This is a genomic window from Streptomyces sp. NPDC127038 (assembly GCF_042725875.1).
Lineage (GTDB): Bacteria > Actinomycetota > Actinomycetes > Streptomycetales > Streptomycetaceae > Streptomyces.
The window spans coordinates 1-20,457 of sequence record NZ_JBHXDQ010000048.1; the positions used below are offsets into that span (position 1 = coordinate 1).

The 20,457-nt window shown below is 72.1% G+C and carries 15 protein-coding genes; 8 read left to right on the forward strand and 7 right to left on the reverse strand.

Going from position 1 to position 20,457, the window contains the following annotated elements; translation table 11 throughout:
• Window positions 1–53: 53 nt before the first annotated feature.
• The 4 genes from ACFWI4_RS27930 to ACFWI4_RS27945 all read right to left on the reverse strand — a co-directional run bounded on the left by ACFWI4_RS27930 (window position 54) and on the right by ACFWI4_RS27945 (window position 6,864).
• A complete protein-coding gene (locus tag ACFWI4_RS27930) occupies window positions 54–3,851 on the reverse strand; it encodes a multifunctional oxoglutarate decarboxylase/oxoglutarate dehydrogenase thiamine pyrophosphate-binding subunit/dihydrolipoyllysine-residue succinyltransferase subunit (RefSeq protein WP_385406950.1) in 3,798 nt (1,265 codons plus the stop codon).
• A 281-nt stretch (window positions 3,852–4,132) separates the two neighbouring features.
• Complete coding sequence (locus ACFWI4_RS27935; protein ID WP_385406953.1) at window positions 4,133–5,272, reverse strand: ATP-binding protein; 1,140 nt, start codon at window positions 5,270–5,272, stop codon at window positions 4,133–4,135.
• A gap of 63 nt (window positions 5,273–5,335) precedes the next feature.
• Window positions 5,336–6,073 carry a response regulator transcription factor gene (locus ACFWI4_RS27940; protein ID WP_355875922.1) on the reverse strand — a complete coding sequence of 246 codons (738 nt, stop codon included), beginning with the start codon at window positions 6,071–6,073 and terminating at the stop codon, window positions 5,336–5,338.
• Between the two features lie 113 nt (window positions 6,074–6,186).
• Entirely contained in the window at window positions 6,187–6,864 is a 678-nt protein-coding gene (locus ACFWI4_RS27945) for a spermidine synthase (RefSeq protein WP_385407061.1), read from the reverse strand.
• Between the two features lie 559 nt (window positions 6,865–7,423).
• Here ACFWI4_RS27945 and ACFWI4_RS27950 point away from each other — a divergent pair.
• Complete coding sequence (locus ACFWI4_RS27950) at window positions 7,424–8,311, forward strand: rhomboid-like protein (protein ID WP_387201432.1); 888 nt, start codon at window positions 7,424–7,426, stop codon at window positions 8,309–8,311.
• A gap of 849 nt (window positions 8,312–9,160) precedes the next feature.
• Here ACFWI4_RS27950 and ACFWI4_RS27955 read toward each other — a convergent pair.
• Window positions 9,161–9,439 carry a hypothetical protein gene (locus tag ACFWI4_RS27955; RefSeq protein ID WP_387201435.1) on the reverse strand — a complete coding sequence of 93 codons (279 nt, stop codon included), beginning with the start codon at window positions 9,437–9,439 and terminating at the stop codon, window positions 9,161–9,163.
• 139 nt (window positions 9,440–9,578) lie between these two features.
• Here ACFWI4_RS27955 and ACFWI4_RS27960 point away from each other — a divergent pair, with 139 nt between their 5' ends.
• On the forward strand, window positions 9,579–10,196 hold the full coding sequence (locus ACFWI4_RS27960; protein ID WP_387201438.1) for a GNAT family N-acetyltransferase: 618 nt from the start codon (window positions 9,579–9,581) through the stop codon (window positions 10,194–10,196).
• A gap of 27 nt (window positions 10,197–10,223) precedes the next feature.
• Window positions 10,224–12,638: an endopeptidase La gene (gene lon / locus ACFWI4_RS27965; RefSeq protein ID WP_387201441.1), complete on the forward strand. Its 2,415-nt coding sequence runs from the start codon at window positions 10,224–10,226 to the stop codon at window positions 12,636–12,638.
• A 78-nt stretch (window positions 12,639–12,716) separates the two neighbouring features.
• Here lon and ACFWI4_RS27970 read toward each other — a convergent pair whose 3' ends face one another.
• Window positions 12,717–13,535, reverse strand: coding sequence for a lysozyme (locus ACFWI4_RS27970; protein WP_387201445.1), 819 nt, complete (start codon window positions 13,533–13,535; stop codon window positions 12,717–12,719).
• Between the two features lie 299 nt (window positions 13,536–13,834).
• Here ACFWI4_RS27970 and ACFWI4_RS27975 point away from each other — a divergent pair, with 299 nt between their 5' ends.
• The gene (locus tag ACFWI4_RS27975) at window positions 13,835–14,353 is read left to right on the forward strand and encodes a MarR family winged helix-turn-helix transcriptional regulator (protein ID WP_387201448.1); all 519 of its coding nucleotides are present in this window, start codon (window positions 13,835–13,837) and stop codon (window positions 14,351–14,353) included.
• Between the two features lie 169 nt (window positions 14,354–14,522).
• Here ACFWI4_RS27975 and ACFWI4_RS27980 read toward each other — a convergent pair whose 3' ends face one another.
• Window positions 14,523–15,311: a hypothetical protein gene (locus ACFWI4_RS27980; protein WP_387201451.1), complete on the reverse strand. Its 789-nt coding sequence runs from the start codon at window positions 15,309–15,311 to the stop codon at window positions 14,523–14,525.
• Window positions 15,312–15,680: 369 nt separating this feature from the next.
• Here ACFWI4_RS27980 and ACFWI4_RS27985 point away from each other — a divergent pair, with 369 nt between their 5' ends.
• Genes ACFWI4_RS27985 through ACFWI4_RS28000 form a run of 4 tightly spaced genes read left to right on the forward strand, consistent with a single transcriptional unit; the run spans window position 15,681 to window position 20,428 of the window.
• On the forward strand, window positions 15,681–18,878 hold the full coding sequence (locus tag ACFWI4_RS27985) for a nitrate- and nitrite sensing domain-containing protein (protein WP_387201454.1): 3,198 nt from the start codon (window positions 15,681–15,683) through the stop codon (window positions 18,876–18,878).
• A complete protein-coding gene (locus ACFWI4_RS27990) occupies window positions 18,875–19,375 on the forward strand; it encodes a roadblock/LC7 domain-containing protein (RefSeq protein WP_387201457.1) in 501 nt (166 codons plus the stop codon). Before ACFWI4_RS27985 ends, ACFWI4_RS27990 begins: the two co-directional genes overlap by 4 nt.
• Window positions 19,375–19,785: a DUF742 domain-containing protein gene (locus ACFWI4_RS27995; protein WP_385406983.1), complete on the forward strand. Its 411-nt coding sequence runs from the start codon at window positions 19,375–19,377 to the stop codon at window positions 19,783–19,785. Before ACFWI4_RS27990 ends, ACFWI4_RS27995 begins: the two co-directional genes overlap by 1 nt.
• Window positions 19,766–20,428, forward strand: coding sequence for an ATP/GTP-binding protein (locus tag ACFWI4_RS28000; RefSeq protein WP_385406986.1), 663 nt, complete (start codon window positions 19,766–19,768; stop codon window positions 20,426–20,428). Before ACFWI4_RS27995 ends, ACFWI4_RS28000 begins: the two co-directional genes overlap by 20 nt.
• Window positions 20,429–20,457 lie beyond the last annotated feature (29 nt).

Below are 20,457 nucleotides of genomic sequence, written 5' to 3' on the forward strand. Positions count from 1 at the left end.
CAGCGAGTCCACTGGACTCGGGGCCGGGCCCTTTCCGCCGTGTTGCCCGAGGCCTAGGCCTCGAACACCTCACGCACCAGCTGCTCCTGCTCCGCCTGGTGCCGCTTCGCGGAACCGACGGCGGGGGAGGAGGAGTGCGGACGCGAGATGCGGCGCAGGCGCTCCGCGCCCGGGACGTCCGCGCCGACCGCCAGGTCGAGGTGGTCGATCAGGTTGAGCGCGATGAACGGCCAGGCACCCTGGTTCGCCGGCTCCTCCTGGGCCCACAGGTACTTCTCGGCGTTCGGGTACTTGGCGATCTCCGCCTGGAGCTCGGCACCCGGGAGCGGGTACAGACGCTCGATACGGATGATCGCCGTGTCCGTGGAGCCGCGCTTCTGCCGCTCGGCCTCCAGGTCGTAGTACAGCTTGCCGGCGCAGAACACGACCTTGCGCACGGCGGCCGCGTCGACCGAGTCGTCGCCGATGACCGGGCGGAACTGGCCCGAGGTGAACTCCTCCGCCTTCGAGGCGGCGGCCTTGAGGCGCAGCATCGACTTCGGGGTGAAGACCACCAGCGGCTTGTGGTGCGGGTTGTGCACCTGCCACCGCAGGAGGTGGAAGTAGTTCGACGGGAGCGTCGGCTGGGCGACCGTCATGTTGTTCTGGGCGCACAGCTGGAGGAAGCGCTCGATCCGGGCCGAGGAGTGGTCCGGGCCCTGGCCCTCGTAACCGTGCGGCAGCAGCAGGGTGACGCCGGACGTCTGGCCCCACTTCTGCTCCGCCGCCGAGATGTACTCGTCGACGATCGTCTGCGCGCCGTTGACGAAGTCGCCGAACTGCGCCTCCCACAGCACGAGCGCGTCCGGGCGGGCCAGCGAGTAGCCGTACTCGAAGCCCATGACCGCGTACTCGGAGAGCAGCGAGTCGTAGACGTTCAGGCGGGCCTGCTCGTCCGAGAGGTACTGGAGCGGGGTGTAGTCCTCGCCGTTGACCCGGTCGATCAGCACCGCGTGGCGCTGGCCGAAGGTGCCGCGGCGCGAGTCCTGGCCGGACAGCCGGACCGGCGTGCCCTCAAGGAGGAGCGAACCGATGGCGAGGGTCTCGCCCATGCCCCAGTCGATCGTGCCGTCCTCGATCATCGCCGCGCGGCGCTGGAGCTGCGGGAGCAGCCGCGGGTGCACGGTGACGTTGTCGGGGATGTTGACCTGGGACTCGGCGATCCGCTTCACGATCTCCTGGGAGACCGCGGTGGACACGGCGACCGGGAACTCGGCCTGGACGTCCGGGACGTGGGCCTCGGGCGCCTGCGCGACGGCCTCGCGGACCTCGGTGAAGACCTTCTCCAGCTGCCCCTGGAAGTCCTGGAGCGCCTGCTCGGCCTCTTCGAGGGTGATGTCGCCGCGACCGATGAGGGACTCGGTGTAGAGCTTGCGCACCGAGCGCTTCTTGTCGATCAGGTCGTACATCAGCGGCTGCGTGAACGCCGGGTTGTCGGACTCGTTGTGTCCGCGGCGGCGGTAGCAGATGAGGTCGATCACGACGTCCTTGTTGAACGCCTGACGGAACTCGAAGGCCAGGCGCGCGACGCGGACGACGGCCTCGGGGTCGTCGCCGTTCACGTGGAAGATCGGCGCCTCGATCATGCGGGCCACGTCGGTGGCGTACATGGAGGAGCGCGACGACTCCGGTGCGGCGGTGAAGCCGACCTGGTTGTTGATGACGATGTGGACCGTGCCGCCCGTGCGGTAGCCGCGCAGCTGCGACATGTTGAGCGTCTCGGCGACCACACCCTGGCCGGCGAAGGCCGCGTCACCGTGCAGGGCGACGGGCAGGACGGTGAAGTCCGTGCCGCCCTTGTTGATGATGTCCTGCTTGGCGCGGACGATGCCCTCGATGACCGGGTCGACCGTCTCCAGGTGGGACGGGTTGGCGGCCAGCGAGACCCTGATCTGCTCGCCGTCCAGGCCGGTGAAGGTGCCCTGGGCGCCCAGGTGGTACTTCACGTCGCCGGAGCCGTGCATCGACTTCGGGTCGAGGTTGCCCTCGAACTCGCGGAAGATCTGCGCGTACGACTTGCCGACGATGTTGGCGAGGACGTTCAGGCGGCCGCGGTGGGCCATGCCGATGACGACCTCGTCCAGGCGGGACTCCGCGGCGCTGTCGATGACGGCGTCCAGGAGCGGGATGACGGACTCGCCGCCCTCCAGGGAGAAGCGCTTCTGGCCGACGTACTTCGTCTGCAGGAAGGTCTCGAAGGCCTCGGCGGAGTTCAGCCGGCGCAGGATGCGCAGCTGCTCCTCGCGCTCCGGCTTGGAGTGCGGGCGCTCGATGCGGTCCTGGATCCACTTGCGCTGCTTCGGGTCCTGGATGTGCATGAACTCGATGCCGGTGGTGCGGCAGTACGAGTCGCGCAGCACGCCGAGGATGTCGCGCAGCTTCATCAGGGACTTGCCCGAGAAGCCGCCGACCGCGAACTCGCGCTCCAGGTCCCACAGGGTGAGGCCGTGCTCGGTGATGTCCAGGTCGGGGTGCTTGCGCTGCTTGTACTCCAGCGGGTCGGTGTCGGCCATGACGTGGCCGCGGACCCGGTAGGAGTGGATCAGCTCGAAGACACGGGCGGCCTTGGTGACGTCGTCGTCGTGGCTGGCGTCGATGTCCTTGAGCCAGCGGACCGGCTCGTAGGGGATCCGCAGCGACTCGAAGATCTCGTCGTAGAAGCCGGTCTCGCCGAGCAGGAAGTTCGCGACGATCCGCAGGAACTCGCCGGAGGCGGCGCCCTGGATGACCCGGTGGTCGTAGGTCGACGTGAGCGTCATGACCTTCGCGATGCCGAGCTTGTTCAGGGTGTCCTGGGAGGTGCCCTGGAACTCCGCCGGGTAGTCCATGGAGCCGACGCCCATGATGACCGACTGTCCGGGCATCAGACGCGGGACCGAGTGGACGGTGCCGAGGCCGCCGGGGTTGGTCAGGGAGACCGTGACCCCGGTGAAGTCGTCCATCGTCAGCTTGCCGTCACGGGCGCGGCGGACGATGTCCTCGTAGGCCTGCCAGAACTCGAAGAAGTTCAGCGTCTCGGCCTTCTTGATGCCCGCGACGACCAGCTGGCGGTCGCCGTTGGGCTTCACCAGGTCGATGGCGAGGCCGAAGTTGACGTGCGCGGGCTTGACGAGGGTGGGCTTCCCGTCCTTCTCCGCGTAGTGCCAGTTCATCGACGGCATGGCCTTGATGGCCTGCACCATCGCGTACCCGATGAGGTGGGTGAAGGAGATCTTCCCGCCCCGGGCGCGCTTCAGGTGGTTGTTGATGACGATGCGGTTGTCGAAGAGCAGCTTCACCGGGACCGCGCGCACGGACGTGGCCGTGGGCAGTTCCAGGGAGGCGTTCATGTTCTTCGCGACGGCACCGGCGGGACCGCGCAGGGTCACGTACTCGGGGCCCTCGGGCGCCTCGGCGGCCGGAGCGGCCTTCGGCTTCGCGGCGGCCGGAGCGGCGGCGGCGGGAGCCGGGGCGGCGGCAGCGGGCTTCGGAGCCGCGGGAGCGGCGGCCGGAGCGGGCGCGGGCGCGGCGGGAGCGGCCTGGGGAGGAGCCTGGCGCGCCGCTGGCGGCGCGGGGGTGGCCGGAGCGGCCGTGGTGGTCCCTGCGGCCCCCGCGGCCGCAGTACCCGCCGGAGCCGCGGCGGCGGGCGCCCCGGGCTTGTAATCGGCGAAGAAGTCCCACCAGGCTCGGTCTACCGAATTCGGGTCCTGGAGGTACTGCTGATAGATCTCGTCGACGAGCCACTCGTTGGCACCGAAGGCGGCCGCGGGGTTCTTCCCGGCGGCTTGGTCATCGGTCGAGATACTCGAGTTACTGGGGGACTGTGGCGACACGGCGCTAACCGCCCTCTTCCGCTTCACAAGGTGATGGACAGCGGGAATAAAGGCTACGCCTCCCTGGCCGAGAAGGTCAGGCCGGGCCCGTCCAACGTCGCGTAAGTCACATCGGAATCCGTGTTTCGCGCAGGGAAATGGCGGGAAACAAGCGAGGTTCCGCTTCGGAATGGGTACGTCGACCGGGGGTCGCGGCGTGCTTCACGCGGCCCTGTGCCTGATCACACGTGTACGCCGGCGGCGGCAGCGGTGGATCTTGCGGCTCCGGTTCGAACTTTACGTCAACTTGGCAGAGAAGGGAGGCCCGGAAGGATGACCTGGATCCGGCAGCCCCGCTGAGATTCGGCCACACCGATCCGTCCGCCGTGCAGATCCACCGCCCAGCGGGCGATCGCGAGGCCGAGCCCCGTGCCGCCGTCGCTGCCCGGACCGTGCGGCGCGGGCACCCCGCCGCGGTTGAACCGCTCGAAGACGCGGTGCCACTCCGACTTCGGGATCCCCGGGCCCTCGTCCAGGACCTCCAGGGCCAGCGACTCGGGATGGTCGCCCCGCCGCGCCCGTACCGTCACCCGGCCGTGCGGCGGACTGTGCTTGACCGCGTTGTCGATGAGATTCGCCATGACCTGGTGGATCCGCTCCGGGTCCGCGTGCGCGGTCAGCTCCGGCGGGGACACGTCGAGGTGCAGATGGACGTCGGTACGGGTGTGACCGCCGCCGGAGCCCGAGGCGAGGTCCGCGCGCGCGGAGGCGACCATGTTGGCCTCCTTCAGCACCCCGGACAGATACGGCCACACCTCGAAGCGGCGCCTGCGCAGCGGTACGACGCCGTTGTCCAGCCGCGACAGGTCGAGCAGGGTCTCCACCAGCCGGCCGAGCCGCTCCGTCTGCTTCAGCGCGGTGCGCATCGTCTCGGGATCGGCCTCCGAGACGCCGTCCACGACGTTCTCCAGGACCGCGCGCAGCCCCGCGATCGGGGTGCGCAGCTCGTGCGAGACATTCGCCACGAGCTCCTTGCGCTGGCGGTCCTGGGCCTCCAGCTCGTCGGCCATGAGGTTGATCGTCTGGGCCAGGTCGCCCAGCTCGTCCCGCCGGTCGTCCCGCACCCGGCGCGTGTAGTCGCCGTGCCAGATCGACCGGGCCACCGCGTTCATCTCGTCCAGCGGCGCGGTCAGCGAGTGCGCCACGAACTGCGTGATCAGCAGGGTGGCGATCATGGAGAAGACCGTGATGAAGCGGAGCTCCGTCTTGGTGTGCACCGCGATCATCGACAGACCGGTCGTGATGAGCACGGAAATGACGACCAGCGCGCCCAGCTTGGTCTTGATCGAGAACGGCCGCACCTCGCCCCAGGAGCCCGAGCTCCTGCGCTCCGCGGACGCGCGCTCGCCGAGCCCGCGTCCCCGCTCACCGAGTCCGCTCATCACATCAGCCCCTCACGCGGGTCCGCTCACGCGGGGTCCCGACGTCTCCTGCGGAGGCCCGGCTCAGGGAGTCGGGGTCTCCAGTGCGTAGCCGACGCCGTGCACCGTACGGATCCGCTCGGCGCCGATCTTGCGGCGCAGCGCCTTGATGTGGCTGTCGACGGTCCGGGTACCGGAGGCGTCCGCCCAGTCCCACACCTCGGCCAGCAGCTGCTCGCGCGAGAGTACGGCACGCGGGGTGTTCGCGAGGCAGACGAGCAGGTCGAACTCGGTCGGCGTCAGGTGCACGTCCTCGCTGCGGACCCGTACCCTGCGCTGCGCGTGGTCGATCTCCAGCTCGCCGAGCCGCAGGATGCCGCTGCGCGGGGTGGAGGCCGCGACGACGGCGCGCTCGACCCTGCGGAGCAGGACGTGCACCCGGGCGGCCAGCTCGCGCATCGAGAACGGCTTGGTCATGTAGTCGTCGGCGCCGACCCCGAGGCCGACCAGCATGTCGGTCTCGTCGTCGCGCGCGGTGAGCATCAGCACCGGCACCGGGCGGGCGGCCTGCACGCGCCGGCAGACCTCCAGACCGTCGAAGCCGGGCAGCATGATGTCGAGGATCAGCAGATCGGGCTGCCAGGCCTCTGCGGTGTCGACGGCGGCAGGGCCGTCACCCGCGGTTTGCACGAGGAATCCCTCGGCTCGCAGACGGGCCGCGATGGCCTCGACGATCGTGGGGTCGTCCTCGACGACCAGGACACGGCGCTGAGCGCCCGGTGTCGCCGCCGTGCCGTTCTGGGAGGTGTGTGTCTGCTCCATCGCCCGCCCCTGAAGTGTGCTTTCCGGAATCCGTGGGGTGATCCCATGACTGCGCTTGACGCTTGAATGATCCGCGTCAGGCAAGCAGGGTACGGGCAGTGGGTGCGGCTCGGCTATCCAGGCCTCACCGCGAGATGCACCACGTCGGGAACGCCCCGGGCAACGGGGATCACTTCGGTACGGACCCGTCGGAATCCGGCATTCCGCAAGGTTCCTTCAAATTCCGGAGAGGGCTCCGCCGACCATACGGCGAGAACGCCTCCGGGCCTCAACGCCCTTGCGCAGCTTGCCAGTCCGGACGTCCCGTAGAGCCCCGCGTTGCCTTCGGTGACCGTCCAGCCGGGTCCGTTGTCGATGTCGAGGCACAGGGCGTCGAACGTGTCGGAGATCTCATTGACGTAGTCGACGAGATCCCTCTCGACGATCTCCGTGCGCGGGTCGGCGAGCGCCGGGGCCGACAGCGCGGCGAGGGGACCGTCCCGGTGCCAGTCGATGATCGCTCGTTCGCGCTCGACAACGGTGATGCGTCCCCAGCGGTGATCGGCTGCGGCGTGCGCCAGCGAGAACCCGACGCCGAGCCCGCCGATCAGCACGCTCGGCTCGGGGCGCCCGTCCAGGGCGTCGTACGCCGCGTCCACGAGCAGCCGCTCGGAACGGCCGTCGGAGGTGTCCATCAGGAAGCATCCGTTGGCGATGATCTGCAGCAGGGCGCCGTGGCGCCGCAGCACGACCTCGCCGTACGGGCCCTGACGGCGGTCGATGACCTCGGGGATCTCGTACGAGGCAGTCATGGCCGCCATCCTGGCACTTTCACCTGTACGGGTCGCCGGAATTGCGGGCGAGGGCCCCTCCCGGGTTGACGCGGGGGAGGTCCCCGGGGCTCGGCCCGTTGGTTGAGGACTTCCTGAGAATCCCGCCGTGCGTGGCGCCGGTCATAGACAGCGACGGGACGGGACGCGAAGTGTGGAGGGTGACGGAAGGAGCGGCGTGGATCTGAGCATCACCGGCCGGACCGGCACACTCCCCGGCGATCCCTCCCCATCCCCCGACCAAACCTCCCCATCCCTCGACGAAGCTTCCCCATATAGAGGTACGACTTCCGGGCCGGCCGAGGCGGCTTCTGCGCTGGAGGCCGATGATTTCGGGCGGGTCGAGAGGGCTTGCGGGGCATCCGGGTCTTCCGGGGGTGACGCCTGCGGGGCAGGGGGCCGCGGTGAGGGGTGCGGGCACGCGGGCCCCGTGGTCGACGGTGACGCGTCCCGGGCCGGGGAGCGCTCCGCGAGGTGTGCCGGCGCGGGCCCTGAGGCCAGTGGTGACGCTTCCGGGGCCGGGAACCTCGTTACGGGGTGCGTGGACCGGGGGCCCGAGGTCGGCGACCCGGGCTGCGACGGCTCCGCGTCCGGCGGCGGCGTCGGCGCCGGCGCCAGGGACCGCGCGTCCACCGGGGCGGCACCGGCCGTGTCCCCCGTCGGCTCTCTCCCCGCCGTGCCCCAGCAGCGCGACCCGGCGCCGACGGTCACGGGAGCCCCGCCGCCTTCGCCGGAACCGGCGGCCCGCGCCGCCGGACCGGGTGCGGGGGCGTCCGCCGTCCTCGGCAGGCTCGGCGGGCGTCAGGTCCTGCGGCTCGTGCCCACCCCGCGGGGTACGCCCTTCACCTTCGGGTACGCGGCCGTCCTCGCCGTCACCTCCTTTCTGGCCGACCACGCGCGCCCCGCGTTCGTCCGCGCCCTGCACCAGGCGTCCAGCACGGACGTCGCCCACCTCGTCCGGCATCCCGTACTCGTCCTGATCGCGAGCGCGCTGTGGATCGTCGGCGGGATCGCCTCGCCCTACGCGGCCGGGTTCCTGCTCGTGCTGACCGCGCTGGAACGCCGTACCGGACCGGTGTGCGCGGCCGCCGTGTTCCTGCTCGGACACGTGGTGGCCACGCTCGTCACCGAACTGCCGGTCGGCGCGGCGGTGCTGGCGGGCGCCCTGCCGGTCGGCTCCACGCACCGGCTCGACTACGGCATCAGCTTCGGTGTCGCCGCGAGTGTCGGCTCACTCGCGGGACTCGTCTCTCCCTGGCTGCGCTGGCCGCTGCTGATCGGCTTCGGGTCGGTCCTCACCCAGGACCTGATCCTCCTCGCCGACCCCGTGACGGACGCGGGCCACCTCGTCGCGCTCGCGATCGGCGTCGCGACCTGGCCGCTCGTACGCCGCCGCCACCACCCACGGCCCCCGGCCACCCACCCCTGAGCCACGCCCGGCCCAGGCAGCAGCCTCTCCGGCCCGGGCCCGGGGTCCCGCCCGACCGGCCGACGCCTTCCTCGTCCGGCCGACTCGGGCCGCCGCCCGTTTCGGGCCGGGCCTGGCGTCCCCGAGCGGCCGGGCGGTGTCCTCCCGGGCCAGGACGGGCACGGGCGGCGTTCCCTTCCGGCCGAGGCGGCCCGGCCCGGCCGGACAAGAACCGGACCCGGTTCACCCGTCCGAGTGGCGGCCGACACGCAGGCGCCGCCGCAGGGAGCCCACGCGGACATGGAGCAGCCCGCGCCGACGTGGAGGCCGCGCCCGACGTGGAGCTGCCCCGACGTGGAGCCGGCGCCCGGCGCGGAAGCAACCCTGGCGCGGAGCTGCCCCGACGTGGTGCCGCCTCCGGCGTGGTGCCGCCCCGGCGTGGAAGCAGCCCTGGCGCGGAGGTGCTCCGGCGTGGAGCTGCCCCCGGGGCGGAAGGCAGCCTCGGCGTGGAGCTGCCCCGACGTGGTGCCGCCTCCGACGTGGTGCCGCCTCCGACGTGGTGCCGCCTCCGGCGTGGTGCCGCCCCGGCGTGGAAGCAGCCCTGGCGCGGAGGTGCTCCGGCACGGAGCTGCCTCGGCGTGGAGCTGCCCCGGCGCGGAAGGCAGCCTCGGCGTGGAGCTGCCCCGGCGTGGAAGCAGCCTCGGCGTGGAGCTGCCCCGGCGTGGTGCCGCCTCCGGCGTGGTGCCGCCTCCGGCGTGGAAGCCGCCCCGGCGTGGAGGTGCTCCGGCGTGGAGCCGCGCCCGGCGTCGAGCCGCCCCCGGCGAGGAGCGGCGCTGCCCCCGGCGAGAAACCTGCCCCCGGCCGGACCCCCTACCGGGCGGGTGAGCCGTTCGCCGCGTCGGCCGCGGACTGCCAGGCCTGGAGGCCCGCCATGGAGGCCTCCTTGGCCCGCCGCCACTGCTGGGCCGCCTGCTGGGACGGCGGTACGTCCATGGCCCGGACCATGCGCCGGCCGGCCGCGAGCAGGGCGCCTGCCGCGATGACCATGCCGGTGCACGCCACCACGGTGCCGGCCACCGTGAGCACGGCACCGGCCGTGACGAGCCGGGTGTCGATGTCGATCTTGCGCTGGGCGAGGTGATGGTTCATGTCCCCACCATCCGAGCCCGACGGTCACCCCGCATCCCGAGCCGACGATCACCCCGCATCCCGAGCACCCCGTTCACACCTGGCTTGATCGACACGCACCCCTTGATCCCTGCCGAGGCCCGCTGATTGGCTCGCCGGCATGACCGATCTCGGACCCGTCACCTGGCCGCCCGCCCCGATCCGGACCGACAGGCTCGTGCTCCGTGAGCCCGAGGCCCGGGACCGCCCGGCGTTCGTCGACCTGCTCGCCTCACCGCGGACGCACACCTACCTCGGTGGTCCCCGGCCCCGTGACGAGCTGGAGCGCGAACTGCCCGAGGTGCCCGAACGGTGGCCCGGCAGCCTCGTCGTCGAACTCGACGGCGCGATGATCGGCCAGATCCTGCTCAGAAGGACACCGGACCACCGCCGTCCCGCGGCCGCGGGCAAGGTCGATCTCGGCTACCTGTTCCTGCCGCGGGCCTGGGGGCACGGGTACGCCGCCGAGGCGTGCGCGGCGGCACTCGACTGGTTCGACGGCGTCCTCCCGGGCGAGCCGGTGGTGCTCACCACCCAGACCGCCAACACCGCCTCGATGCGCCTCGCGGCGAAGCTGGGGTTCACCGAGGTGGAGCGGTTCCGGGCCTGGGACGCCGAGCAGTGGCTCGGACTCCGCGCGATCCGGCAGGCCGCAATCCCGCCCCCCTGGAAAGCGATCGCTCAGAGCGAACAGGTCCCGGGGAACATCGGGGAGCTCCCGTGCATTGAGTCGACATAGCTCAACTTGAATGCCGAAGGGGAGATCATGGCTTCGACGTCCGCATCACTCACCCTGCCCGTGCTGCCGCTCGACGACGAGGTCGTGCTGCCCGGCATGGTGGTCCCGCTGGACCTGAACGACACCGACGTGCGCGCTGCGGTGGAGGCCGCCCAGGCCGCCGCACGTTCAACACCGGGAAAGCCCCAGGTACTCCTGGTGCCACGCATCGACGGGACCTACGCGAGCACCGGCGTGCTCGGCACCGTCGAGCAGGTCGGCCGGCTGGCCGACGGCGACCCCGGCGCGCTGATCCGGGGACGCGGGCGCGTGAGGGTGGGCGCGGGGACCACCGGTCCCGGCGCCGCCCTGTGGGTCGAGGGCACCCGGGTCGAGGAGACCCTGCCCGACCCCCTGCCCGGCCGCGTCACCGACCTGGTGAAGGAGTACAAGGCCCTGGCCACCAGCTGGCTGCGCAAGCGCGCCGCCTGGCAGGTCGTGGACCGGGTGCAGCAGATCGACGACGTCTCCGCCCTTGCCGACAATTCCGGTTACTCACCTTTCCTTTCCGTGGCGCAGAAGGTCGAACTGCTGGAGACCGCCGACCCGGTGGCCCGGCTCAAGCTCGCCACCGAGCAGCTCCGCGAACACCTCGCCGAGCAGGACGTCGCCGAGTCCATCGCCAAGGACGTCCAGGAGGGCGTCGACAAGCAGCAGCGCGAGTTCCTGCTGCGCCGCCAGCTCGAAGCCGTACGCAAGGAGCTGCGCGACCTCAAGGGAGAGGACGGCGAGGACGAGTCCGACGACTACCGGGCCCGCGTGGAGGCAGCCGACCTCCCGGAGAACGTCCGCGAGGCGGCCCTCAAGGAGGTCGAGAAGCTGGAGCGGTCCAGTGACCAGTCGCCCGAGGGCAGCTGGATCAGGACCTGGCTCGACACCGTCCTGGAGCTGCCGTGGAACGAGCGGACCGAGGACGCGTACGACATCCGCGGTGCCCAGGCCGTGCTCGACGCCGAGCACGCCGGTCTGGAGGACGTGAAGGAGCGCATCACCGAGTACCTGGCCGTGCGCAAGCGGCGCTCGGACCGCGGTCTGGGAGTCGTCGGCGGGCGGCGCGGCGGCGCCGTGCTCGCGCTCGTCGGCCCGCCCGGCGTCGGCAAGACCTCGCTCGGCGAGTCCGTCGCGCACGCCATGGGCCGCAAGTTCGTCCGGGTCGCCCTCGGCGGCGTCCGGGACGAGGCCGAGATCCGCGGACACCGCCGTACGTACGTCGGCGCGCTGCCCGGCCGGATCGTCCGCGCGATCAAGGAGGCCGGGTCGATGAACCCGGTGGTCCTGCTCGACGAGATCGACAAGGTCGGCTCCGACTACCGGGGCGACCCGGCGGCGGCGCTGCTCGAAGTCCTCGACCCGGCGCAGAACCACACCTTCCGCGACCACTACCTGGAGGTCGAACTCGACCTCTCCGACGTGGTGTTCCTCGCCACGGCCAACGTCCTCGAAGCCATCCCGGAGGCCCTGCTCGACCGTATGGAGCTGGTCCGCCTCGACGGCTACACCGAGGACGAGAAGGTCGTCATCGCCCGGGACCACCTGCTGCCGCGCCAGCTGGAGCGGGCCGGTCTGGAGAAGGACGAGGTCGTCCTGGACGAGAGCGCGCTGCGCAGGCTCGCCGGGGAGTACACCCGGGAGGCGGGCGTACGGAACCTGGAGCGGGGCATCGCCCGGCTGCTGCGCAAGGTCGCGGCCCAGCACGAACTGGGCGAGCGGAAGCTGCCGTTCACGGTGACCGACGCCGACCTGCGCGGGCTCATCGGGCGTCCGCACCACGTGCCCGAGTCGGCGCAGGACCCGGCCGGACGGCGCACGGCGGTCCCCGGGGTCGCCACCGGCCTCGCGGTCACCGGCGCGGGCGGCGACGTCCTCTACGTGGAGGCGTCCCTGGCCGACCCGGAGACCGGCGCGGCCGGACTGACCCTCACCGGCCAGCTCGGCGACGTGATGAAGGAGTCGGCGCAGATCGCGCTCTCCTTCCTGCGCTCGCACGGCGCGGAGCTCGAACTCCCCGTCGGCGACCTGAAGGACCGCGGCGCGCACATCCACTTCCCGGCGGGCGCGGTCCCCAAGGACGGCCCGAGCGCGGGCGTCACGATGACGACCGCCCTGGCGTCGCTGCTGTCCGGACGGCTGGTCCGCACCGATGTGGCCATGACCGGTGAGGTGTCGCTGACCGGCCGGGTCCTGCCGATCGGCGGGGTGAAGCAGAAGCTGCTCGCCGCGCACCGGGCGGGTGTCACGACCGTGATCATCCCCAAGCGCAACGAGGCCGATCTGGACGACGTACCGGCCGAGGTCCTGGAGAAGCTCGACGTCCACGCCGTCACGGACGTCCGCCAGGTCCTGGAGCTGGCACTGGCGCCGGCGACGAACGGCGCCGTGCCGGAGGTTCCGGTGGCCGCGTGACGGAGGCCGCCGGAAGGGGAAGGCCCGGGTCCCGTGAGGGAGGCCCGGGCCTTCGCCGTGCCGTCGGGCGAGCGGGCCTCAGCCGTTGGCGAGTGCCTGGACGCGGTCCAGTGCGCCGTTGAACTTGTCGTGGTCACCGACCGTCGGGCCGGACGACGTGTACTGCCACATCGTGTAGTAGGCCCAGCCCGCCGGGAGCGTCCCCGGATCGGAGGCGTAGCGCGCGATCCACAAGGGGTTGGAGGCGGCGAAGCCGGAGTAGTCGCCGGTGCACTGGGTCCACCAGCTCGCGGCCGTGTAGATCACCGCGTCACGCCCGGTACGGGCCTTGTACTGGGTGAGGAAGCTGCTGATCCAGCTGACCATCGCGCTCTGCGTCTTGCCGTAACAGGCGGCCCCGTACGGGTTCCACTCGATGTCGAGCGTGCCGGGCAGCGTCCTGCCGTCGCCCGACCAGCCGCCGCCGTGGTCGACGAAGTAGTTGGCCTGGGTGGCACCGGTCGTGGTGTCCGGGGTCGCGAAGTGGTACGACCCGCGGATCATGCCGATGCCGTAGGCGCCGTTGTACTGCTGGGCGAAGTACGGGTTCGTGTAGTACGTCCCCTCGGTCGCCTTGGTGTAGGCCCACCTGACCCCGCTGCTCCACAGCGTCGACCAGGCCACGTCGCCCTGGTATCCGGCGACGTCCACGCCCTCCGTCTGGGTGGCGTCACCGGTGGACGGCGTGCCGCCCCGGCCGTCGTGGGCGATGACCCCCATGCCCATCCGGGCGGTGCCCCGTGCGGGGACGTCCGCCGCGGAGGAGGGGTGGGTGGAGAGGAGGGACAGGGCGGCGAGCAGGGTTCCGGCCGCGAGTACGCGCAGGCGGCGGGCCGTTCCGGATCTGTGCACGGGCATGTGCGTGCCTCCGAAGGGCGAGGGAGCTCCGGGAGCCCGGGGGAGCCCGAAGAGCTCGGTGGGGGGAGAGCGCGGGCACGCGTGCCGAGTAGGGGGATCAGGCCGTCCTTGGCCTGGGGGTGGCGTGCGCATGCCGGCGGATAAGTGTCCGATAAAGAAGCTACGCACGTAGACGACGGCGTGGAAGAGGGGCCGGAGTCTGCCGTTGGTCTACGCCTGCGAAATACTGGCGGAGCTGCGGCAACGGCGAGTTCCGGCAGAAACTTTCAGGATCGGGAAACCGGGTCAGGGGTGCTGACGTGCACGAGGGCGGAAACGACGGCGGACGTCCGGTCGAATCCGGCGTGTCGGGAAATGGCATGGACCGGCCCGCGGCCCGGGGTGGAGCGGAACGCGAATTCCTCTCCCTCGAACGGGAGTTGACGGTCTTCCTGCGCCGTGCCCGCGCCAACCAGGGGGAGATGGCCCGCGAGGTCCATCCGGACCTGGAGTCCGCGGCGTACGGACTCCTCGTCCGGCTGGAGGAGTGCGGCCGCCAGCGCGCCACCGAACTCGCCGCCTACGTCGGCGTCGGCAAGGCCACCATGTCCCGGCAGTTGCGGGCCCTGGAGGAGCTGGGCCTGGTCGCGCGCGAACCCGACCCGGCCGACGGGCGCGCCTGGCTGGTCCACCTCACGGAGGAGGGCCGCCACCGTGTCTCCAGCGTCCGCGAGGCCCGCCGCGCCCGCTACGTCCGCCAGCTCGCCCACTGGGACCAGAGCGAGGTCGCGGAACTGGCCCGGCTGCTCAACCAGCTGAACCGGGGCATGGAGAAGTAGCACTCCCCGCACGGCCGTTCCCCGTGCGGCCGCTCCCCGCACGGCCGTTCCCCGCCTGGCCGCGGCACGCGACCCGCCCCCGTACGAGGGACTCATCGCGTACGGGGGTCCCGCCTGCCCTCGTACGGAGTCCCGCCTCCCCGCGTACGGGGCCCCCGCCCGTACGTCCTCACAGCTCGACGAACACCACCGTCGCGTCGTCGTGCGCCTTGCCCCGGCGCGACCCCGGCCGCTCCCGCGCGTCGGCGCGCTCCAGGTCCCGTACGCGCTCGACCAGCGAGGCGGAGCCCTCCGTGCGCACGAGGGCGAACAGCCCGCCCCAGTCGCCCGCGCCGAACCGCTCCACCCAGCGGGCGGCGCCGTCCGTGAGAGCCGTCAGCGCGCGGACCGAGGCCCGGGGGAGCGAGCCCGTCACCGCGCGCGAGGCGACCGACGGGTCCGCGGCCGCCGTGAAGAACCCGCCCTCCTTGTTGCGGACGGTCGCGTCGGCGATCGCGTCCGAGGCCAGAGAGGTGCGCGGGAGCAACGAGAGCCGGTCGTCCAGCAGGGCGGTGACCTCGCCGGAGGGCGACTCCACCAGCAGCGCCGAGTCCGAGAGGACCAGGTACTCGACCCGCGACGCGGACCACCGCGCGAGGACCACGGTTGCCTGGGGCGTGCGCGGGTGAGAAAGGTCACAGGTGCCGGCGTGCGCGTCGGCGACCCGGCCGATCGCCAGCGACAGGACCTCCGGCAACGGCAAATCCCCCTGCGAAACGGACAGTTCGGTCAGGGCCCCGCCGAGCCGTGCGGAGAACCAGGGGACGGGATGCAGACAGCCGTAGTCGCCCCGGGGCGGGGTCACCCCGTCCAGGACGACCAGTGCGCCGCCCTGTCCTGAAGCGGGAAGCCCGACCGATGCGAAGTCCTCATTGGGGCGGTCCGGGTCTCCGGGCTCCGACACGAGTTCAGTGCGCATTCCGCCAGTCTGCACGAGCCCTTCACAAGGGCACCCGGACGCCGCCGGAAGGCGCCCGACGTGCGGTCCGGCGGCCCGGGCGCCAGGTTTGGCATGGAATGATCGACTCCGGCAAAACGTGGCGGCGAATACTGCCAAAGCCCGTCCCGGACGTCCAACCGGCCCGCCGCGCGGGCCCGTCGCGGGCGCCCCGGAGACTTGCCCGCCAACTCCCCTCCGATGTTCACTCCTTCGGGTGGCGGGTCAGATGATGCGGGACCACTGCCCACCGGCACTGGGAGGGTCGGGAGCCGTACCGGGCGTACGCCGCGATTGACGGGACGTCACCCGGGCCCCAAATGGGTACACGAGTCAGGAATGCGAGCACCGGTGCAGAAGACGCGGCCGAGGCGCACAGGCAAGAAGACGGCCTCCAACTCCACAGAGGGTGGCGCCGTGGGCGACGCCACCGACTCCACGGGCCGGGGCAGGACCGCCCACGTACGCAACCGGCTGATCGTGGCCGTGGCGGTCGTCGCGGCCGCCATCGCCGGAGCCGGCACGCCCATGGTGCTGTCCGCCTCACAGCAACTGAACGATTCCCAGAATCTGGTGACGCTCGCCCAGCGCACCCAGCAGGCGCTGACCCTCGCGCACGCGCTGGCCGACGAGCGCGACGAGGTCACCTCCTACGTCGCCGCGGGCAGGCCCCGGGCCAAGGCCCCCTCCGAGCAGCGCAGCGCCCAGGTCGACCGCCAGGTCGACGAGCTGCGCGCCGACACCGACGCCCCCGCCTCCCTGCTCCACGACCTCGACGGCATCGCGACGCTCCGGCGCGAGGCGCTCACCGGGAAGAGCTCCGCCCTGGAGGCGCACCAGGCGTACTCCGGCGCCATCGCCGAACTCCACTCCCTCGCCGAGGACCTGGCCGACCGGATGCCGCCGCGCGCGGGCTCCGGCGCGCACGCCCTCGCCGAGCTGGACACCGCCGTGCAGCAGTCCGCCGCGGCCCGTGGACTGCTCCTGGCCGCCCTCGGCATCCCGCACACCACCCAGAGCGTCTACAACCCGCTCACGGGCCTGTCGACCACCACCACCGTCTCCTCGGCCGCCGACACCCGGCAGCGCGACGAGCTGAGCGCCGCCGCCCAGCTGGCGCGCATCCGCTCCGACGCGGCCGTCGCCGACTTCCGCGAGACCGCGCCCAAGCAGGCCGTCGACGTCTACGACTCCACGGTCACCGGCCCCGACGTCGGCACCGCGGACAAGTACCTGGCGAACCTCACCGCGCAGCCGAAGCTCTCCGACTCCGCGCTCGGCACCGGCGTCAAGAAGCTCGACGCCGCCCTGTCCGCCCGGATCGACCTGATGCGCGGCGCCGAGGCCTCCCTCAACGACCACCGCACCAAGGACGTCGAGAAGCTGCGGGACGACGACGTCACCGCGCTGGAGCTCCGCGTCACCCTCCTCGGCGTCCTGATGCTCGTCGCGGCCGGCATGACGATGGCCATGGCCCGCTCGCTGACCCGCCCGCTCGCCGTGCTGCGCCTCGGCTCGGCCCGGCTCGCCGCCGACCCGGCCTCCGCGGAACCGGTCAAGTTCACCGGCCGCAACGACGAGTTCGCCCAGGTCGTCCGCTCCGTCAACGCGCTCCACGCGCACACCGTCGCCCTGCACGAGCGGATCGGCACCCTCGAAGGCGACCGCAAGCACCTCATCGGCCAGCGGCAGCAGACGGCCGACGACCGCGACCGGCTGCGCGCCGAACTCGCCGAGGCGGCCGCCCACCTGGAGCAGGTGCGCGGCACCATCCACAGCACCTTCGTGAACCTCGCGCTGCGCACCCTCGGCCTGGTCGAGCGCCAGCTCGGCGTCATCGAGGGCCTGGAGGAGCGCGAGCAGGACCCGGACCGCCTCTCCACCCTGTTCAAGCTCGACCACTTCGCCACCGTCATGCGGCGGCACAGCGAGAACCTCCTCGTCCTCGCCGGCGCCGAGCACGTCCAGCACCACGCGGGCCCGGTCCCGCTCGTCGACGTCGCCCGCGCCTCGGTCAGCGAGATCGAGCGCTACGAACGCGTACGGATCGCCGCGCTGCCCCCGCACGCGCACATCGCCGGGTTCGCCGCCGACGACATCAGCCACCTGGTCGCCGAACTCCTGGAGAACGCCACCTCGTTCTCGCCGCCCGACGTGCCCGTCGAGATCTCCGGCTGGCTGCTGGAGAGCGGTGACGTGATGCTCTCCGTGCAGGACGAGGGCATCGGCATGACCGACGACCGGATGAGGCACCTCAACGCCCGCCTCTCCGAGTTCGACCCGGAGGACACCTACGACCAGGAGAGCGGCGAGGGGCTCGGGCTCGGCCTGTACGTCGTGGCCCGGCTCGCCCACCGCCACGGTGTACGGGTGAAGCTGCGCGAGCAGAAGCAGGGCGGGGTGGCCGCCGTGGTCGTCCTCCCGAAGGCGCTGCTCGCCGCCGCACCCTCGTCCACCGTCCCCTCCTCGGTCCGGCTGGCCGGCGGAGCCCCAGCGGTGGCCCTGCCCGGCGCCGACGCCGAGGCCAACTCCAACGTGCTGCGCGGCCGTTCGATCCTGCGCGCCAGTGTCTCCGCCCCGGCCGCCGAGGAGGACCCGCTCATCGCGGCGGCCGAGGCGACCGTACGGGAGACCGAGGCCGAACCGGAGACGGAGCCCGCGCCGGCCCCGGCCGCCGAGTCCGGACCCGCCGCCCCGAACCCGGTCATCCCGGCGCCCCGTGAGCCGGAGCCCGAGCCGGAGTTCTCGTCCGAGACGACGATGGAGCTGCTGCTCCCGGAGCTGGCCCCCGAGGCCCCCGCCTCGGCACAGGCCCCCGTCACCCCGGACACCGCCGCACCGCAGGCCCCCGCCCGGGACTCCGCCGACGAGCCGTTCGGCGCCGTCGGCGAGCGGTTCGGTGCCGCGGACGAGCCGTTCGGCGCCGTCGAGGGGACTCAGGCCCCCGCCGAGGCGGCGACCACCTCGCACACGGACGGAACGGCCCCCGGTGTCGCCGGGGCCGCCTCCCACGCCGGCGGACCGGCCACGGACGGACCCGCGCGGGACACCGCCGACCGGCCCGCGGCCCCGGAAGCCGTGGGAGCCGTGGGAGCCCCCGAAGCCGTGGCCCGGGAGGCCGTGCGAGCCCCGGAGGCCCAGGCGCCCGCCGATCCGTACGCCATCGGTCCCGACGACCACGAGCGGGTCCCCGACGAGCACCACGGGATCACGGACGACGAGCACCCCAGGCTCACGGACAAGGGCCTGCCCAAACGCACGCCGAAGATCTCCGCCCCCGCCGCCGCCCCGCGGCCCCGCGTGGGCGGCGTGGACGCCGACGCACTGCGCCGCAGGCTCGGCGGGTTCCACCGGGGAGCGATCGAGGGCCGCCGCGACGTGGAGGCCGAGATCGCCGACCGGACGGGCGAGACCCCCACGCCCGCAGGACAGACCCCGTCGGTCCCCACACCCGCACACGCGCCCGCAGGACCCGCGCCCGCCGCGCGCCAGCCCGGCGCACAGGACGCGGAAGCATCGGGGGGCACAGTCGAGGAGGCAAGCAGTTGACCGCGACCAGTACCTTCGGCCTGAGCAGCGAAGCACGTAACCTGCACTGGCTGCTGACCAATCTCGTCGAGGAGGTGCCCGGCCTCCAGTCGGTCGCGGTCGTCTCCTCCGACGGCCTGCTCCTGCTCTCCTCCGACCCCGGCCGCAACGCCGAGGCGAGGACGGCCGACAGTGCCAGGCCGAAGGGCCCCAAGGGCTCCGCCGCCGACCTCGCCACCATCGTCTCCGGCATCGGCAGCCTCACGCTCGGCGCCGCCAAGCTGATGGACAGCGGTGGCGTCAAGCAGACGATGGTCGCGATGGACGAGGGCAGCCTCTTCGTCATGGCCATCAGCGACGGCTCGCTGCTCGGAGTCCACGGTTCCGCGGACTGCGACATGAGCGTGGTGGCGTACCACATGGCGCTCTTCGTCGGCCGGGCCGGACACGTCCTGACCCCCGAGCTCCGTATCGAGCTCCGGAAATCGCTCGAGGCCGAGCCCTCCGGGAGCGCCTGATGACCGCTTCGAACGGTGTCAGGAAGCTCCCGGTGCGGGGCGGCGGACGCAAGCCCGCCCGCGTACGGCCCTATTCGCTCACCGGCGGACGGACGCGCTTCGGCCACGTCCTGCTGGTGGAGACGTTCGTGGCCGCGCTGGACGCCCCCGAGGTGCGCAAGGAGCTGACCAACGGCTCGCTCACCACCCGGGTCATGCCCGAGATGCGGGCCATCGTCGAACTCTGCCGCCGGATGCGTACGGTGGCCGAGATCGCCGCTCTTCTCAGGATGCCGCTCGGAGTGGTCCGCGTGCTCTTGAGCGACCTGGCGGACCAGGGAAAGATCCGCGTGTACGGAACAGGCCACGGTCCGGGACAGCCCGACCGTGCCCTGCTGGAAAGGGTGCTGAGTGGACTCCGCCGTCTCTGACGCCGAAGCCGGCGTCGCCTCCGACGCCGAACCCGGCGTCGCCCCCCTCCTCGACGAGGAGGAGAACCTTCAGGCCTGGCAGACGGACCGCACGCGCGCGCCGATCGCCACGAAGATCGTGGTGGCCGGCGGCTTCGGCGTCGGCAAGACCACGCTCGTCACCGCCGTCTCGGAGATCACGCCTCTCCAGACGGAGGCGCTGATGACCCAGGCCAGCGAGGAGACCGACGACCTCACGGGGACGCCGGACAAGCTGACCACGACCGTGGCCATGGACTTCGGGCGCATCACGCTCGACGACGACCTGGTGCTCTACCTCTTCGGCACGCCGGGCCAGCAGCGGTTCTGGTTCATGTGGGACGACCTGGTGCGCGGCGCGATCGGCGCGGTGGTCCTCGCCGACACCCGCCGGCTGTCCGACTGCTTCCCGGCGCTCGACTACTTCGAGAGCTGCGGACTGCCGTACGTCGTCGCCGTCAACCACTTCGACGGCAGCGAGGTGTTCGAGCCGGACGATGTGCGCGAAGCCCTCACGGTTCCTCCGCACATACCTGTCATGATCATGGACGCGCGCCGCCGTATCTCGGTCGTCGAGACCCTGCTCGCGCTCGTCGGCCACGCGCTCGAAGTCAGCCCCGAATAGGGACGCCCGAGGACTGGGAGAAGCAACCC